The 16,417-nt window shown below is 65.2% G+C and carries 14 protein-coding genes; 13 read left to right on the top strand and 1 reads right to left on the bottom strand.

Annotated features, from left to right (window positions below):
- Window positions 1–82 precede the first annotated feature (82 nt).
- The 12 genes from GA0061098_RS02130 to GA0061098_RS02075 all read left to right on the top strand — a co-directional run bounded on the left by GA0061098_RS02130 (window position 83) and on the right by GA0061098_RS02075 (window position 13,770).
- Window positions 83–1,429 (top strand): cbb3-type cytochrome c oxidase subunit I, encoded by a 1,347-nt coding sequence (locus GA0061098_RS02130; protein ID WP_091952905.1) that lies wholly within the window; start codon window positions 83–85, stop codon window positions 1,427–1,429.
- Window positions 1,430–1,492: 63 nt separating this feature from the next.
- Window positions 1,493–2,302, top strand: a complete 810-nt coding sequence (locus GA0061098_RS02125) for a CbbQ/NirQ/NorQ/GpvN family protein (RefSeq protein ID WP_091952902.1) — start codon at window positions 1,493–1,495, stop codon at window positions 2,300–2,302.
- Between the two features lie 10 nt (window positions 2,303–2,312).
- Window positions 2,313–4,229 (top strand): nitric oxide reductase activation protein NorD, encoded by a 1,917-nt coding sequence (locus GA0061098_RS02120; RefSeq protein WP_091952899.1) that lies wholly within the window; start codon window positions 2,313–2,315, stop codon window positions 4,227–4,229.
- Window positions 4,230–4,301: 72 nt separating this feature from the next.
- Window positions 4,302–4,964 carry an HAD family hydrolase gene (locus GA0061098_RS02115; RefSeq protein ID WP_091952896.1) on the top strand — a complete coding sequence of 221 codons (663 nt, stop codon included), beginning with the start codon at window positions 4,302–4,304 and terminating at the stop codon, window positions 4,962–4,964.
- Between the two features lie 7 nt (window positions 4,965–4,971).
- Complete coding sequence (locus tag GA0061098_RS02110) at window positions 4,972–5,922, top strand: sugar-binding transcriptional regulator (RefSeq protein ID WP_091952893.1); 951 nt, start codon at window positions 4,972–4,974, stop codon at window positions 5,920–5,922.
- 285 nt (window positions 5,923–6,207) lie between these two features.
- Window positions 6,208–7,521, top strand: coding sequence for an ABC transporter substrate-binding protein (locus GA0061098_RS02105; RefSeq protein ID WP_091952890.1), 1,314 nt, complete (start codon window positions 6,208–6,210; stop codon window positions 7,519–7,521).
- A gap of 85 nt (window positions 7,522–7,606) precedes the next feature.
- Window positions 7,607–8,479 (top strand): carbohydrate ABC transporter permease, encoded by an 873-nt coding sequence (locus GA0061098_RS02100; RefSeq protein ID WP_091953901.1) that lies wholly within the window; start codon window positions 7,607–7,609, stop codon window positions 8,477–8,479.
- 3 nt (window positions 8,480–8,482) lie between these two features.
- Window positions 8,483–9,313 (top strand): carbohydrate ABC transporter permease, encoded by an 831-nt coding sequence (locus GA0061098_RS02095; protein ID WP_091952887.1) that lies wholly within the window; start codon window positions 8,483–8,485, stop codon window positions 9,311–9,313.
- Window positions 9,314–9,328: 15 nt separating this feature from the next.
- Window positions 9,329–10,336: an ABC transporter ATP-binding protein gene (locus GA0061098_RS02090; protein WP_091952884.1), complete on the top strand. Its 1,008-nt coding sequence runs from the start codon at window positions 9,329–9,331 to the stop codon at window positions 10,334–10,336.
- Window positions 10,337–10,368: 32 nt separating this feature from the next.
- Complete coding sequence (locus tag GA0061098_RS02085; protein WP_091952881.1) at window positions 10,369–11,142, top strand: SDR family NAD(P)-dependent oxidoreductase; 774 nt, start codon at window positions 10,369–10,371, stop codon at window positions 11,140–11,142.
- A 40-nt stretch (window positions 11,143–11,182) separates the two neighbouring features.
- A complete protein-coding gene (locus GA0061098_RS02080) occupies window positions 11,183–12,829 on the top strand; it encodes an FGGY-family carbohydrate kinase (RefSeq protein ID WP_091952879.1) in 1,647 nt (548 codons plus the stop codon).
- 5 nt (window positions 12,830–12,834) lie between these two features.
- The gene (locus GA0061098_RS02075; RefSeq protein ID WP_091953898.1) at window positions 12,835–13,770 is read left to right on the top strand and encodes a carbohydrate kinase family protein; all 936 of its coding nucleotides are present in this window, start codon (window positions 12,835–12,837) and stop codon (window positions 13,768–13,770) included.
- 167 nt (window positions 13,771–13,937) lie between these two features.
- Here the strand turns inward: GA0061098_RS02075 and GA0061098_RS02070 are convergent, their stop codons facing one another.
- Window positions 13,938–14,825: a LysR family transcriptional regulator gene (locus tag GA0061098_RS02070; protein WP_091952876.1), complete on the bottom strand. Its 888-nt coding sequence runs from the start codon at window positions 14,823–14,825 to the stop codon at window positions 13,938–13,940.
- A gap of 123 nt (window positions 14,826–14,948) precedes the next feature.
- Here GA0061098_RS02070 and GA0061098_RS02065 point away from each other — a divergent pair, with 123 nt between their 5' ends.
- Window positions 14,949–16,370 carry an amidase gene (locus tag GA0061098_RS02065; protein ID WP_165637144.1) on the top strand — a complete coding sequence of 474 codons (1,422 nt, stop codon included), beginning with the start codon at window positions 14,949–14,951 and terminating at the stop codon, window positions 16,368–16,370.
- Window positions 16,371–16,417 lie beyond the last annotated feature (47 nt).

Below are 16,417 nucleotides of genomic sequence, written 5' to 3'. Positions count from 1 at the left end.
TGAAGCGGTTTTCCGAGGAGATCCTGCTCAAACGACATGCAAGGCGCACAGCTTTCCTCTTTCAAGACAGAGAGAACCCGAGATGAAGTACCAAACCCAGAAAGTCGCGATGCTGTATTTCTACGGCGCGCTGACCCTGTTCCTGGCCCAGGTCGTGTTCGGCCTGCTCGCAGGGACCATCTACGTCCTACCCAATACGCTGTCGACGCTGCTGCCGTTCAACATCGTCAGGATGATCCACACCAACGCGCTGATCGTGTGGTCGCTGATCGGCTTCATGGGCGCGACCTACTATCTGCTCCCGGAAGAGACCGAGAATGAGCTCTATAGCCCGCTGCTGGCGAAGATCCAGTTCTGGATGTTCTTCGGCGCAGCCGGCGTCGCCGTGGTCGGCTATCTCTTCCACTACCACGAGGGCCGCGAGTTCCTCGAACAGCCCTTCATCATCAAGATCGGCATCGTCGTCGTCTGCCTGATGTTCCTGTTCAACGTCACGATGACGGCGCTGAAGGGCCGCAAGACCACGGTCACCAACATCCTGTTGTTCGGCTTGTGGGGCGTTGCGATCTTCTTCCTGTTCGCCTTCTACAACCCGGCGAACCTTGCCGTCGACAAGATGTACTGGTGGTACGTCGTCCATCTCTGGGTCGAGGGCGTCTGGGAGCTGATCATGGCCTCCGTGCTCGCCTATCTCATGATCAAGCTCAACGGCATCGATCGCGAGGTCGTCGAGAAGTGGCTCTACGTCATCATCGGCCTTGCCCTGTTCTCGGGCATTCTCGGCACCGGCCATCACTTCTACTGGATCGGCGCGCCCGGATACTGGCAGTGGATCGGCTCGCTGTTCTCCACGCTCGAGGTTGCGCCGTTCTTCACCATGGTGATCTTCACCGTGCAGATGACCTGGAAGGCCGGCCGCAAGCATCCGAACCGCGCTGCGCTGTTGTGGTCGGTCGGCTGCTCGGTGATGGCGTTCCTCGGTGCCGGCGTGTGGGGCTTCCTGCACACGCTGTCCTCGGTGAACTACTACACCCACGGCACGCAGGTCACCGCCGCGCACGGTCATCTCGCCTTCTTCGGTGCCTATGTGATGCTGAACCTGTCGGTGATGGCCTATGCGATCCCGCAGATCAAGGGACGCGCGCCCTACAACCAATGGCTCTCCATGACGAGCTTCTGGATCATGTGCACGGCGATGATGACCATGACCTTCGCGCTGACCTTCGCCGGCGTGGTCCAGGTCCATCTCCAGCGCGTGCTCGGCCAGGGCTACATGGACGTGCAGGACCAGCTCGCGATGTTCTATTGGGTCCGGCTCGGCTCCGGCGTGTTTGTCGCGATCTCCGCGCTGATGTTCGTGTGGGCCGTGCTGGTGCCGGGCCGCGAGAAGCAGGCGACCATTCCCGCCGTGCTGCAGCCGGCCGAGTGAACGAGAAAGGGCGGCCGCGGTTCGCCGCGGCCGCCTGCTTCCTGGAAAATCCGGAGAGACATCATGAAATCTGCCCTTCACACGGTGACCTCGGCGCCCGAGCTGCCGGCCTATGTTCCATCCGGAAACGAATGCGAGCTGTTCGAACATGCCTGGCGGCGTCGTCTGCCGGTTCTGCTCAAGGGGCCGACCGGCTGCGGCAAGACCCGCTTCGTCGCGCATATGGCGGCGCGGCTGGGCCTGCCGCTTCACACGGTTGCCTGTCACGACGATCTCACCGCCGCCGATCTCACCGGCCGCTATTTGCTCAGGGGCGGGGACACCGTGTGGACCGATGGTCCGCTGACGCGCGCCGTGCGCGAGGGCGGCATCTGCTATCTCGACGAGGTCGTGGAGGCCCGCAAGGACGTCACAGTAGTGCTGCATCCTCTGACCGACGACCGCCGCATCCTGCCGCTGGAGCGGACCGGCGAGGAGCTGGTGGCGCCGAACAGCTTCATGCTCGTGGTCTCTTACAACCCCGGCTACCAGACGCTGCTGAAGGCGCTGAAGCCATCGACGCGGCAGCGCTTCATCGCCATCGAATTCGGCTTCCTGCCGCCCGAGCAGGAGATCGCCGTCGTGTCCGCCGAAAGCGGACTGTCGCCGGAGCGCGTGCGGCCGCTGGTGGGGCTGGCTGGCCGGCTGCGCGCGCTTAGGGGCCACGATCTGGAAGAGGGCGTCTCGACCCGGCTCGTGGTCTATTGCGCGACCCTGATTGCCGCGGGCACGCCGATCGCCGATGCCGTGCTGGCCGGCATGATCGAGCCGCTGACCGACGATTCCGACGTGAAGGCGGCGCTGCTGGACGTCGCACGCGCTGTCATCGGGTGAGGCCGCTCCCATGCTCGACTTCCTCGAATTGGAGGAGACGGTCGGCCGCGCCTGGCACAGGATGGTCGGCAGCACCGCGAGCTATCCGGTTCACGATGAGCACGCCGTTGCACTGACCGAGGTGAGAGGCCGGCTCGCGGTGATGTTCCGCGCGCTTGGCGGCGAGACCGGGGTGCAGATTGCAAGCGCAGGCGCGCGAAAATCGGGGCACCGTCTCGGCTGGCGACAGCGCATCGGCCTCGGTGACGAGCGGTTAGAGCAGCCGGGCCGTGACGCGGCGACCATCTTCCTGCCCGATCGGATCTCGATCTTTCCCGACCGCGCGTTGAACGCGGCGCTCTATCGCTGGCTTGCGGCGTGGTTCGCAGCTGCACCGATCGAGACGATCACGGAAGCCGATCCGCTGCGGCGGGATCTTCTGGTGTTGCGCCGGGCAAGTGAGACGGCGGTCTGGGTGCTCACGCAATTCCCCGGGCTTGTCGCCGATTATGCCCAGCTCGCCGCGGCAACCGCCGAGGCTCGGCCTCGTCGCCCTTTGCCACGCATCGAGCAGGAGGTCGAGCAGATCGTCTTGGCCTTGCTCGGCGCCGGCAAGGCGCCTGCGGGCAGACTGTGGCCGGCGATGATGGGGACGGGCCTGCTGCCGGACAAGGCGCCGCCGGGCTATCATTCGATCCTGCCGTGCCCGCTCTGGGGGGATTGCTGGACGCGCGAGCTCTCGGCCGCGCATGCAGGCGAGGACGAATGTGCCCCGGGCGCCGAGCCCGAGGCCCAGGACAATCGCAAGCGCTTTGCCGTCCGCGACCGCGAGGACAATGCCAACCGCCGCGATCCTTTTGTGCTCAACCGCTTCGAGAAGATCCTTGCGATGGCCGAGATGGTCAATGTCGATCGTCCGGCCGACGACAGTGAGGACGAGGATGCGCAGAAAGCGGCCGACGATCTCGAGGAGATCACGCTCAGCCGCCGCACCGGCAAGCCGGCGAGCCGGTTCAAGTTCGATCTCGACCTGCCGCCGGAGGCCCTCGATGCATCGCGATTGAAAGCGGACCTCACCTATCCCGAATGGGATTACCGCAGCGGATCCTATCTGCCCGATCATTGCCGCGTGCTGGCGGGTGCGGCCTCCGAGCAAGGTGAGAGCTGGGCGCCTGACGACGCCATGCGCCGGCACATCCGTCAGGTGCGCCGCCGCTTCGAGGTGTTGCGGCCGCGTCACGAATTGATGCGCGCCCAGGTCGACGGACATGATCTCGACCTCGACGCGCTGGTGCGCGCGCGGTGCGACCTGCGCGCCGGCAGCAGCAGCGGTCTCGATCGCATCCACGTCGCGATGCGCCCGCAAGGGCACGATCTCGCCGTCACGCTGCTCGTCGACGTCTCGCTGTCCACGGACGCCTGGGTCGACGGCTACCGCGTGCTCGACGTCGAGAAGGAGGCGCTGCTGGCGCTCGCCCATGGGATTTCGGCCTGCGGCGATCACCACAGCATTCTCACCTTCACCTCGCGCCGGCGGTCCTGGGTGCGGCTCGAGACGGTCAAGGCCTTCGGCGAGCCGATGGGCGGGACGGTCGAGCGCCGCATCGGCGCGCTGAAGCCGGGCTATTACACGCGGATCGGCACGGCGGTACGCCATGCCGCCGCCGAACTCGCCCGCCAGCCGCAGCGCAAGAAGCTGCTGCTCGTCCTCACCGACGGCAAGCCGAACGACGTCGACCATTACGAGGGCCGCTTCGCGCTCGAGGACACCCGCAAGTCGGTGCAGGAGGCGTGCCGACTCGGCATCGCCGCCTTCGGCGTCACGGTGGACGCCACCGCGCAATCCTACTTCCCGACCCTGTTCGGGCGCGGCGGCTATGCCATCGTCGGTAACATCAAGCGGTTGCCCGCGGCGCTGCCGGCAATCTACCGGCAGGTCGCGCACTAACAGGGGAAGCCGCGGCGCCGCGTTCCCACGCGAACTATTGCTCATCAGCTGGGTATATGATCGAATGGCCGGATGGACTACTTCCAGTCAAAACCCGACCTGATCATCTTCGACTGCGACGGCGTGCTCGTCGACAGCGAGCTTTTGAGCTGCCAATGCCTGTCGGAGGTGCTGGCCGAGTTCGGCATTGCGCTCACCCAGACACAGGCGCTCGAGCTTTTCCTCGGGCGCAGCACCAAGGCGATCGAGCAGCATTATCGTGATCTCGGGCAGGTCGTGCCGGATGGCTTTCTGCCGCGCCTGAAGTCGCATGTGCTGGCGACGTTTGCGGGCTCGCTCCGGCCGATCCCGGGCATTGCCGCCATCATGTCCGACCTGCGAATGCCGTTTTGCGTGGGGTCGTCGAGCGATATCGACCGCGTCTCGCTCTCTCTCGACGTCACGGACTTGCGGGCGCATGTCGGCGAGCGGATCTATACCGCGCAAATGGTCAGGCATGGCAAGCCGGCGCCCGATCTGTTCCTCCTTGCGGCCGAGAAGATGGGCGCACAACCTGCGCGTACCCTGGTGATCGAGGACAGCGCCAGCGGCGTGCAGGCGGGCAAGGCGGCCGGCATGACGGTCTGGGGATTTGTCGGCGGCAGCCATTATCGCGGTCGCGACGGCCGGGCTATATTGTCCGAGGCGGGGGCCGACCGGGTCTTCGCGCGCATGAGCGATTTCTGGGAGGCGTGAGGCCCGCATGGCCGCCGAGAACGACAAATCCCGACTCGACGACGCCGCGCGCGCCGGCTGGCTGTATTTCATCGCCGGTCACACCCAGGACGAGATCGCAAAGATGCTCCAGGTCTCGCGTGCCTCGGCGCAGCGGCTGGTCTCGTTGTGCCTTGCCGAGCGTCTCATCACTTTCCGGCTCGAACACCCCATCGCCGCCTGCATGGAGCTTGCGGCGCGCCTGAAGGAGCGTTTCGACCTTGCTCATTGCGAGGTGGTGCCCGCCGATCCCGCGGCGCCGCAGGCTACTTCCGGCATCGCCGAACGCTGCGCCAATCTGCTCGATGCGACGCTGCGTTCGGAGACGCCGGTGATCGTCGCGCTCGGCACCGGCCGTGCGGTGCGCGCCGCGGTCGAGCGCGTTACGCCGATCGACAGGCCCAATCACCAGATCGTCTCGCTGGTCGGCAACATCTCCGCCGACGGTTCGGCGAGCTTTTACGACACGGTAGGCCGGCTGGCCGACCGCACGGGTGCGCGGCATTATCCGATGCCGCTGCCGTTCCTGATGTCGTCCGAGGACGAGCGCAACAAGATGGTCCGCATCGAGCCGATCGCAAAGGTCAAGGCGGTTGCGGCCAAGGCCGATTTGCGCCTCGTCGGCATCGGCCAGATGGACCAGAAGGCTCAGGTCCACATCGATGGCTTCGTCACCCGCGACGAATTGTTCGAGATGATGCGGCTGGGTGCCATCGGCGAGATCACCGGCTGGGCCTATGATTCCAAGGGTCGCCTGCTCAAGACCGGCACCAACAAGCGCCTCACCAGCATCCCGCCGGAAGTGCCGGCGAAGACCACCACAATCGCCGCCGCGGTCGGTGCCGCCAAGGTGCCGGCGATCGCGGCGGCGCTGAACGGCGGCCTGGTCAACGGCCTGATTACCGACGAGACGACGGCAAGGGCGATTTTGGAGCGGTAGGCGGGCGGTCGCCCTTGCACTCCGCTGCCATCATCCGCCTTGTGCGCAATTGCGCACTGGGGCGGATGATTCAGTGCGCCGCGGCCTAGCTTGAGGCAAACAACTCACGACACGGAGTACTGGCTGCCCCGCCTTCGCGGGGCATGACGGGAAGGGTTGTCGCACCGCAGCACTCATAAGTTGCGCAAACGGCTCCGTGCCTGCTTGACAATCCTCCTTCCTTGCGTTGAACATACGCCCAACGCGTGGGCATATGCTCAAAACGCGAGTTTGAGGGAGGTCACCGTGAAACACGTCTTGGGCGCCGTCTGCGGCGCGTCTGTTCTGTTGCTGGCCGTCCCCGCGATGGCCGAAACGACCCTGACGATCGCCACCGTCAACAATGGCGACATGATCCGCATGCAGGGGCTGACGGCTGAATTCACCAAGAAAAACCCGGACATCTCGGTCAAATGGGTGACGTTGGAGGAGAACGTGCTGCGCCAGCGCGTCACCACCGACATCGCCACCAAGGGCGGTCAGTTCGATGTGCTCACCATCGGCACCTATGAGGTGCCGATCTGGGCCAAGAAGGGCTGGCTGGTGCCGCTCGCCAATCTCGGCGGCGACTACGACGTCGCCGACCTGCTGCCCAGGATCAAGGACGCGGTCTCCGTCGACGGCAAGCTCTATGCCGCGCCGTTCTATGGCGAAAGCTCGATGGTGATGTATCGCACCGACCTGTTCGAGAAGGCGGGCCTGAAGATGCCGGAAAAGCCGGCCTGGGATTTCGTGATCGACGCCGCCAAGAAGCTGACCGACAAGAGCGCCGGCACCTACGGCATTTGCCTGCGCGGCAAGGCCGGCTGGGGCGAGAATATGGCGTTCCTCTCGGCCATGGCCAATTCCTACGGTGCGCGCTGGTTCGATGAGAAGTGGGAACCGCAGTTCAACACGCCCGAATGGAAGACGACGCTCACGACTTACGTCAATCTGATGAAGGAAGCCGGCCCTCCCGGCGCAAGCTCCAACGGCTTCAACGAGAATCTGGCGCTGTTCAATGCCGGCAAATGCGCGATGTGGATCGACGCCACGGTGGCGGCGTCCTTCGTCACCAATCCGAAGGATTCCAAGGTTGCCGACAAGGTCGGTTTCGCGCTGGCGCCCAACACCGGGCTCGGCAAGAACGCCAACTGGCTGTGGGCCTGGAATCTTGCGATCCCCGTCGGCTCCAAGAAGATGGAAGCCGCCGAGAAGTTCATCGCCTGGGCGACGAGCAAGGACTACACCAAGCTCGTGGCATCGAAGGAGGGCTGGGCCAACGTGCCGCCAGGCACGCGGACCTCGCTTTACAAGAACGATGAATATCTGAAGGTTGCCCCGTTCGCCAAGCTGACGCTGGCCTCGATCGACGCGGCCGATCCGAACAAGCCGACGGTGAAGCCGGTGCCTTATGTCGGCGTGCAATACGCTGCGATTCCCGAATTCCAGGGCATCGGCACCCAGGTTGGCCAGCAATTCTCCGCCGCGCTTGCGGGCTCGATGACCGTCGACGCCGCGCTCACCGCGGCGCAATCCGCGACCGAGCGCGAGATGAAGCGCGCCGGCTACATCAAGTGAACCCGAGCTCTTCCTCCTGAGCTCAGACTTGCGGCCATCCAGCGTCATGGATGGCCGCCTTCTTCCCGCCAGCGGAGAAGCGTTGATGGCAACCCGGCAGACGCAGACTCTTGCGCGCTCGCTCCTGACGCCGGCCGTCGGGCTGCTGTTCATCTGGATGATCGTTCCGCTGGCGCTGACGATCTATTTCTCGACGCTGCATTACAGCCTGCTCGATCCCGGCTCGGAATCATTCATTGGGCTGGAGAACTTCCGCTACTTCCTCACCGATCCAGCCTTCCTGGCTTCGCTCCAGAACACGCTGGTGCTGGTCGGCTCGGTGCTCGCGCTGACGATCCTGCTCGGCATTCCGCTGGCGCTTTTGATGGACCAGCCGGTGATCGGACGCAATTTCGTGCGGCTGATGGTGATCGCGCCGTTCTTCGTGATGCCGACGGTGAGCGCGCTGGTCTGGAAGAACCTGCTGATGCATCCGGTGTCCGGTCTGTTCGCCTGGCTCGCCTCGCTGTTCCATCTGACGCCGATCGACTGGTTCAACGATTTGCCGCTGTTTGCCGTCATCCTGATCGTGACGTGGCAGTGGCTGCCCTTCGCGACGCTGATCCTGCTCACCGCGCTGCAGTCGCTCGACGAGGAGCAGAAAGAGGCTGCCGAGATGGACGGCGCCAGCGCCGTCTCGACCTTCATCTACATCACGCTGCCGCACTTGGCGCGGCCCATCACCGTGGTGATCCTGATCGAGACGATCTTCCTGCTCACGGTCTTTGCGGAAATTTATGTCACCACGGGCGGTGGCCCGGGACTGTCGACCACCAACATCGCCTTCCTGATCTATTCGCAGGCGCTGATCCAGTTCGACGTCGGCAGCGCCTCCGCAGGCGGCCTCGTCGCGGTGGTGATCGCCAATGTCGTCGCCTTCTTCCTCGTCCGCATCGTCGGCCGCAATCTGGAGGCTTGAAGCATGGCACGGATGGCGACGACGCGGCGGGTGGTGATATCGACGGCGGTGGCCTGGTTGTTCGGCTTCCTGATCTTCTTCCCGATCCTCTGGATGGTGCTGGCGAGCTTCAAGACCGAGCTCGAGGCCTTCGCCATCCCGCCATCCTTCCTGTTCTTCCACTGGACCACCGAAAACTATGCGACGGTTCAGGAGCGCAGCGACTATTTCCACCACGCCATGAACTCGGTCATCATCGCAGGCGGCTCGACCCTGATTGCGCTTCTGATCGCGATCCCCGCCGCCTGGTCGATGGCGTTCTCGCCGACCAAGCGCACCAAGGACATCCTGCTCTGGATGCTCTCGACCAAGATGATGCCGCCGGTCGGCGTGCTGGTGCCGATCTACCTGATCTACAAGACCTTCGGCCTGCTCGATTCTCGCATCGGCCTTGTCTTCATCCTGTGCCTCGGAAACTTGCCGATCGTGATCTGGATGCTGTTCACCTATTTCAAGGAGATCCCGCGCGACATCCTGGAAGCCGCGCGCATGGACGGCGCCACCATCGGCCGCGAGCTCGTCTATGTCTTGACGCCGATGGCGATCCCGGGCCTGGCGTCGACCATGCTGCTCAATTTGATCCTCGCCTGGAACGAGGCGTTCTGGACGCTCAATCTGTCGACTTCGAACGCTGCGCCGCTCACCACGTTCATCGCCTCCTATTCGAGCCCGGAAGGGCTGTTCTGGGCAAAGCTGTCGGCGGCCTCGACGCTGGCGATCGCGCCCATTCTCGTCCTCGGTTGGTTCAGCCAGAAGCAGCTCGTGCGCGGGCTGACCTTCGGCGCGGTGAAGTAGAGGGGCTGCCGGATCATGGGTCAGATCACACTTCAGGGCGTGCAGAAATCCTTCGGCCCCGTGCACATCATCAAAGGCGCCGACCTCGAAATTGCCGACGGCTCCTTCGTGGTGTTCGTCGGTCCGTCCGGCTGCGGCAAGACCACGCTCTTGCGGCTGATCGCGGGGCTCGAGGATGTCTCTGGCGGCAAGATCGTGATCGACGGCAAGAACGTCGTGGACACGCCGCCAGCCAAGCGCGGGCTCTCGATGGTGTTCCAGTCCTACGCGCTCTATCCGCATATGAGCGTGCGCGGCAATATCGGCTTTGGCCTGAAGATGGCGGGGCTCGCCAGGGACGAGATCAACCGCAAGGTCGAGGCCGCCGCCGCAACGCTGAACCTTACGCCGTATCTCGACCGCAAGCCGCGCGAGCTCTCCGGCGGCCAGCGCCAGCGCGTCGCGATCGGCCGCGCCATCGTGCGCGAGCCCAAGGCGTTCCTGTTCGACGAGCCGCTCTCCAATCTCGATGCCGCTCTGCGCGTGCAGATGCGCATCGAGGTGACGCGGCTACAGAAGCAGCTCGGCACCACCGCGATCTACGTCACCCACGACCAGGTCGAGGCCATGACCATGGCCGACAAGATCGTCGTGCTCAACGGCGGCAAGATCGAGCAATATGGGTCGCCCCTGGAGCTCTACGAGCGGCCGGCCAATCTCTTCGTCGCCGGCTTCATAGGTTCGCCCAAGATGAATTTCGTCACCGGAGAGCTCGCGTTGCAGCGTGGTGCGGCCACCATCGGCGTCCGGCCGGAGCACCTCAAGATCGACCGCGATGGCACCGGAGGCTGGCAGGGGACCATCGCGGTGGCCGAGCATCTTGGCAGCGACACTTTCCTCTATGTCGATGCCGGCCCGCTCGGGATGCTGACCGCACGCTATATCGGCGAATTGAGCCTGCATGCCGGCGACCATGTGTCGCTGGTGCCGGACCCCGCGCGCATTCACCGCTTCGACGCGAGCGGCAACGCGCTTCGGAACTGAACAAGAAAACGGCAAGAAACGGAAAGACCTCCATGTACCTGGAAAAATTCAAGCTGAACGGCAAGACCGCGTTCATCACCGGCGGCGGGCAGGGCATTGGCCTTGGTTGCGCGGAAGCGCTGGCCGAGGCCGGCGCCAGGGTCATCATCGGCGACCGCGACAGCAAGGTCGCCGACAGCGCCAAGGCCAGCCTGAAGGCGAAGGGCTTTGACGTCGAGACCGCGATCATGGACGTGACCGATACCAAGCGCGTGGCGGAGGTCGCGAACGACCTCGTCGCCCGCTACGGCAAGGTCGATATCCTCGTCAACAATGCCGGTATTGCCCGCAGCGAAACCCCGGCGGAGACCGTTACCGACGAGCACTGGCTCAACGTCATCGACGTCAATCTCAACGGCACCTTCTGGTGCTGCCGCGAATTCGGCAAGCATATGCTGAAGGCCGGGAGCGGGGCTATCGTCAATGTCGGCTCGATGTCCGGCTTCATCGTCAACAAGCCGCAGGAGCAGTGCTTCTACAACGCCTCCAAGGCGGGGGTGCATCATTTGACCAAATCGCTGGCAGCCGAATGGGGCGCGCGCGGCATCCGCGTCAATGCGGTGGCGCCGACCTATATCGAGACGCCGCTCAACGCCTTTGTGAAGAGCAACGCCAAAATGTACGACGCCTGGATCGGTGGAACCCCGATGGCACGGATGGGGCAGGTCGAGGAGATTGCCTCGGTCGTGTTGTTCCTGAGCTCCGAAGCGGCGAGCCTGATGACCGGCAGCATCGTGCTGGTGGATGGCGGCTATACTTGCTGGTAGGCTCACCGTCAAAGCTGACGGAAAGCGACCGGGAGCGACAATGCTGCGAGCGTATATCGGCGTCGACGTGGGGACCGCCAGCACGCGGGCCGGGGTGTTTGACGAGGCCGGCACGCTTTTGGCCACCGCCCGGCATCCGATCCGGATCTGGCACGAGGCCGGCGATATCGTCGAGCAATCGTCCCAGGACATCTGGGACGCCTGCGCGACATCGGTGCGGGCCGCGATGGCGGAAGCCGCCATCGCGCCTGACAGCGTCGGCGGCATCGGCTTTGACGCGACCTGTTCGCTGGTTGTCCTCGATAAGCAGGGCGAGCCGCTCACGGTCAGCGCATCCGGCGACAAGCAACGCAATGTCATCGTCTGGATGGATCATCGCGCCATCGCCGAGGCGCGGCTGATCAACGAGACCGAGGACACGGTGCTGCGCTATGTCGGCGGCTCGATCTCGCCCGAAATGGAGATGCCGAAGCTGCTATGGCTGAAGCGGCACCTTCGTGGGAGCTTCGACGCCGCCGGCCACTTCTTCGATCTCGCGGATTATCTGACCTGGCGCGCGACCGGCTCGCTCCAGCGTTCCACCTGCACCGTCACCTGCAAATGGAACTATCTCGCCCATGATGGCGGCGGCTGGAGCGCGCAATTTTTCAAGCGCATCGGCCTGTCCGACTTCGTCGCCGAAAAATATGCCCGCATCGGCACGGAGATCGTCTCCCCCGGCACGCAGCTCGGCGCGGGACTCACCCGCACGGCCGCGGCCGAGCTCGGCCTGTCGCCGGGCATACCGGTCGGCGCCTCGCTGATCGATGCCCATGCCGGCGGCATCGGTGCGATCGGCGGCCGCGACGGATCGAGCGGGGCGAGCGATGTCAGCGATCGGCTTGCCTACATCATGGGAACGTCGGCCTGCATCATGGCGACGACGACGGAGCCGTGCTTCGTCCCCGGCGTGTGGGGGCCTTATTACTCCGGGATGGTCCCGGACTTCTGGCTCAACGAGGGCGGCCAGTCGGCCGCGGGCGCGGCGATCGACCATCTCCTCAAATCGCATCCGGGCCATACCGAGGCGAGCGCGGCGGCGCGCAGCGAGGGTCTCGACCTCATCGACTTCCTCGAGCGCCGTATCATCGCGCGCGCAGGTAGCGCCAGCCGTGCCGCGCTGCTCGCCCGCGACATCCATGTTCTGCCCGAATTCATCGGCAACCGCTCGCCCTATGCCGACCCCGACACGCGGGCGGTGATCGCCGGTCTCGATCTCGACACCGACATCGCCTCGATGGAGCGGCTGTTCGTCGCGGGTCTGTGCGGTCTCGCCTATGGCCTCGCCGAGGTGATCGAGGCCTTTGCCGCGCATGGCGTCCGTTCCAGCCTCATGATCATGGGCGGCGGCGCCAGCCGCAGCCCGCTGGTGCGGCAGATCATGGCGGATACCACGGGCCTCACCGTCGCGCTGCCGCAAACCAAGGAGCCGGTGCTGCTGGGCGCCGCGATGCTCGGCGCCGTCGCCGGCGGCGCCTGTGCCTCGATCGGCGAGACCATGGCCAAGATGTCGGCGCTGGGACGGAAGAGCGAGCCGACCGCGCCCGACATGGCCGCGTTTCACGCCCGCAAGCGCGAGGTCTATAAGCTTCTGCGCGACGTCGATCGCGGCAGCCGCGCGGCGATGGCCGACATCGCGAGGGGTTGAAGGACATGCTGATTGCCTGCGGCGATGCGCTGATCGATTTCGTGCCGACGGGAAATGCGCAAGGACGCGAGGCGGTGATGCCGGCGGTCGGCGGCTCCTGTCTCAATGTCGCCATCGGCATGGCCCGGCTGGGCGCACCTACTGGATTCGTCGGCGGCATCTCGACCGATATGTTCGGGCGGATGATTGCAGATCATGCGGCGGCCTCCAACGTCGACCTCAATCTCGCCACCCGCAGTGATCACCAGACCACGCTCGCTTTCGTCCGCATCGTCGCGGGCGAGTCGCATTACGCCTTCTACGACGCCGGAACCGCGACGCGGAACTGGACCTACCGGCGCGGGGCGATTCCGTTCGCGAATGTGGAAGCCGTTCATGTCGGCTCGACCACGCTCGTCTACGACCAGGGCGCGGCGGAGACGACAGCGCTGATCGCGGACGCGCGGGCGTCATCGACGATCTCGTTCGATCCGAACTGCCGGCCCAATCTGGTCAAGGACAAGCCGGCTTATCTGGCGCGCATGGCCGAGTTCGCTGGCCGCGCCGATCTCATCAAAATGTCCGACGTCGACTTCGCCTATCTCTTCGGCGACGAGCCTTACGAGCAGCGGGCGAATGCGTTGCTCAGGCAGGGCACGAGCCTCGTCGTCATCACCCGCGGTAACAATGGCGCCATCGCATGGCACGCGGGGGCAGGGCAGATCGAGGTCGCCGCGCCCAAGGTCGAAGTCGCCGACACGATCGGCGCGGGCGACAGCTTTCAGGCTGCGCTGCTCTTTGCCCTGCACAAGCAGGGTCGCATTGCCCGGCAAGCATTGAAGGACATTAGCGCCGACGAGCTCCGCCGGGCGCTGTCCTTTGCCGCCAATTGCGCCGGCCTGACCTGCACCCGCCCGGGCGCCGATCCGCCCTGGAGCCGTGAGATCACATGGAGCTTGTAGCCCGTTCTTCCCTTCTCCCCTTGTGGGAGAAGGTGGCGCGAAGCGCCGGATGAGGGGTATGCGTCCACGAGCGCGAGAGCTTCGTTTGCCGCGCGAGACCCCTCACCCGTCTCGCTGTTTCGCGGCGATCCACCCTCTCCCACAAGGGGAGAGGGGAAGGCGCCGCGTCACAGCCGTGCCACGGCCTTCTCGGCGCATTTTATGAACCTTGAGATCAGCGGGCTCTGGGAATCCCTCCGCCAGCACACCGCGATGTCGATGGAATCGGCCGCATCGCGCAGCGGCCTGAACACGATGCCGCGTGGCGCGCCGAGCTGGGCGCAGGCCGGCACGATCGCAAGACCTTCGCCGGCGAGAACTAGGCTCATCGCCGAATGCACCGTCTCCACACGGCTCGCGATCGGCATCACGATCTGATGTCGTCGCAGCAGGGCTGCGACCGCGGAGGAGGCGGGATCTTGCTCCGGAGGCGGCAACGCGATCAGCGGACGGCCCTGCAACCGCGCCATCGGCACGGCGCCGAGACGTGCGAGCGGCGAGCGGATCGGCATTGCCAGCATGAATGGCTGCGCACCGATCCGAGCCACCTGGATCTCGGGATGGTTGATGGCCGGCATGCACAGCGCAACCGTGACGCTGCGGTCGAGCAGCCTGGCCTCGCGCGTCGATGCGCTGAGCTCGGCAAAGTCGAGATCGACGCCGGGAACCGAGCGGCGCAGTTCAGGGATGAGCCGCGGCAGCATCGCATTCGCCAGGACGAACATGTAGCCGACCGAGAGCCGCCCGCGCTTGCCGGCGGCGACCGCGCGCGCGGCTTCGGCCCCATCGACGGCCAGCGCCAGCGCTTCGCTCGCACGCGCCAGCAACGCCTGGCCTGCCTCGGTCAGGTCCATGCCGCGGGTGCCGCGGCGGAACAGCGGCGCGCCGATCTCGGCCTCGAGCTTGCGGATCTGGACGGACAGCGGAGGCTGAGCCATCCGTAGCCGCTCGGCGGCCTTGCCGACGCTGCGTGTCTCGGCGACGGCGACGAAATAGCGGAGGCGGCGAAGATCCATTGGCATACCGAAAACGTATGGGTTGCACATCAAAATGGTATTGGACGGCGAGTTAACAAAACTGTCATTCTCGCTGTCAATGCTTTGGGCCAACGGCGGCCCGCTTCGGAGCGTGATGTGACGATGAACGGCGATCCCTGTCTGCTGTCCGCAACCGAGCTGCGCGGCCTCATCGCCGAAAAGCGGATTTCGCCAGTCGAGATCGTCAGTGCCGTGCTCGCGCGCGCCGAGGCGCTCCAGCCCGAGTTGAACTGCTTCATCACGCTGTGTGGCGACGAGGCGATGGCGCAGGCGCGTATCGCCGAGCGCAAGATGATGGCCGGCGAGCCGCTCGGCCTGCTCCACGGCATCCCCGTCACCGTCAAGGACATCGTCAACACCAAGGGCGTCAAGACCACCTTCGGCGCCGTTCCCTACAAGGACAATGTGCCGAACGAGGATGCCCTCGCGGTGGCGCGGCTGCGCGCCGAAGGCGCGATCCTGATCGGCAAGACCACGACGCCGGAATTCGGCAGCAAGTGCCTGACCGATTCGCCTTTGTTCGGCCGCACCCGCAATGCGTGGGATCGGTGCCGGTCCTCCGGCGGCTCCAGCGGCGGCGCGGCCGTTGCCGTGGCCAGCGGCATCGCGCCGCTCGCGATCGCGACCGACGGCGGCGGCTCGACGCGAATTCCCGCCGCCTGCAATGGCGTGGTGGGCTTAAAGCAGAGCAACGGAGTTATCCCCCATAGTCAGGCGCTGGATGCGTTCGGCAACCAGACCTATGTCACGCCGACCACGCGGACCGTCGCGGACACCGCGTTGATGATGCAGGCGATGTCAGGCGAGGATGCTTGTGACCCCTGGTCGATCGGCGTTCCCGTGCCCGATTTCATCGGCACGGCCGCCCCGCATGGCGATCTGCGCGGGCAGCGGATTCTGTATTGCCTGACGCCGCCGGGCCGTCCGGTGTCCGCCGAGGTCGCAGCCAGCTTCAAGGCGAGCCTCGACAGGCTGGCGGGGCTCGGCGCCGAGCTCGAGGAATTTTCCGGCGACGGTTTCGATATCGAGCCGATCTGGCGCGCCATCAACCACACGGTCTGGCGCACGCGCTTTGCAAAACTCGCAGCCGAGCACAAGGACGAGCTGAGCGAGGCCTTCCTCAAGCAGCTCGCGCTTGCGACCGAAGTCAGCGGCGTCGACTACCAGGAGGCCATGTTCGCGCGCACCGCGCTGTTCCGCCGCGTGCAATCGCTACTTGCGCGCGGACACTTCCTCGCGATGCCGACGCTCACGCGCACCGCGCTGCCGATCAAGCAGGATTTGTTCGGCTCCATCGAGATCGACGGAGCCCATTTCGACAGCGTCCGGCCGCACTGGTTTCCCTGGACCATGCCGTTCAACATGACCGGCCATCCCGCCGTCAGCCTGCCCTCTGGCTTTGGCCGCGACGGCCTGCCGATCGGGCTTCAGCTCGTCGGCTGCTTCCGTGCCGATGCGGAATTGCTGCGCGTCAGCGCGCTGTTCGAGGCTTCAAGCGACCTTCTGTCCCGCTGGCCGGCTTGAGGAGATGGGCATGCAGCAAAAGGCTTGCCTCAGCCGCCCGGACATGT

The sequence above is a fragment of the Bradyrhizobium shewense genome (genome assembly GCF_900094605.1).
GTDB lineage: Bacteria > Pseudomonadota > Alphaproteobacteria > Rhizobiales > Xanthobacteraceae > Bradyrhizobium > Bradyrhizobium shewense.
The sequence above is the reverse complement of the archived record's forward strand: the minus strand, read 5'-3'. Positions and strand labels throughout refer to the sequence as shown.